We start from the raw sequence: 1,310 nt of genomic DNA on the forward strand, positions 1-1,310 counted from the left end.
TAAATGAAAAAGTGGTTGAACTCGCAATTCGTTTTGGTTTAGGGATTGATGCTTACATCGACCAAGCTTCAGTATTTGCACGTAAAAACTACTTCTATCCTGACTCTCCAAAAGGCTACCAAATTATCCAAATGGACAATCCGATTGTGGGCTTGGGCCATATCGACATTCAACTTGAAGATGGTACGACTAAACGCATTGGCGTAACTCGTGCTCACCTTGAAGAAGATGCAGGTAAGTCTGTGCACGATCAATTTGAAGGTATGTCTGGCATTGACTTAAACCGTGCTGGTACGCCTTTGCTTGAAATCGTTTCTGAACCGGACATGCGTTCGGTTGAAGAAGCAGTTGCCTACATCAAAGCAATTCACACACTAGTACGTTGGTTAGGTATTTCTGACGGTAACATGGCTGAAGGTTCATTCCGTGCGGACTGTAACGTGTCTTTACGTCGTCCGGGACAGCCATTCGGTACACGCTGTGAACTTAAAAACCTCAACTCATTCCGTTTCATTGAGCAAGCGATCAATGTTGAAATTGAACGCCAAATGGAAATTTTGGAATGGGGCGGCGAAATTGACCAAGAAACTCGTTTGTTCGATCCAAATAAAATGGAAACACGTTCTATGCGTTCTAAAGAAGAAGCGAATGACTACCGCTACTTCCCTGATCCAGACTTGTTACCAGTAATTATTCCAGATGAGCAAATTGAGGCCATCAAAGCAACTATGCCTGAGTTGCCAGCAGCACGCCGTGCACGCTTTATTGCAGACTTTGGCGTAACTGAATACGACGCACACGTACTTACGCTCTCACGCGAAATGGCGGACTTCTATGAAGCTGTTGTTGCTGCGGCTGGTGGTGCGAAGCAAGGTAAAATTGCTGCAAACTGGGTAATGGGTGAATTCTCTGGTGCTTTAAATAAAGCGGGCTTAGAGTTAACAGACTCACCTGTTTCTGCTGAACAGCTTGGCGGCATGATTGCACGTATTGTTGACAACACCATTAGCGGTAAAATTGCTAAACAAGTCTTTGGCTTTATGTGGGAATCGGAAGGTAAATCTGCCGATGACATTATTGCGGAAAAAGGCTTAAAGCAAGAAACCGACACTGGCGCAATTGAAGCGATCATTAAAGAAGTACTTGCAGCCAATGAAAAAATGGTTGAAGAGTACAAGTCTGGTAAAGAAAAAGCCTTTAACGGCCTTGTTGGTCAAGTCATGAAAGCCTCTAAGGGTAAAGCTAACCCTGCACAAGTAAATGAATTAATGAAAAAATTGATTGGTTTATTTGTTCATTTCTAGATAAGA

1 protein-coding gene is annotated in these 1,310 nt (G+C 43.2%); it reads left to right on the forward strand.

Annotation, left to right across the window (positions count from 1 at the left end):
- A partial coding sequence (gene gatB, locus VXQ92_RS18505; protein ID WP_416682793.1) for an Asp-tRNA(Asn)/Glu-tRNA(Gln) amidotransferase subunit GatB occupies nt 1-1,304 on the forward strand: 1,304 nt, incomplete at its 5' end.
- Nucleotides 1,305-1,310 lie beyond the last annotated feature (6 nt).

Source organism: Acinetobacter sp. 228 (assembly GCF_048147885.1).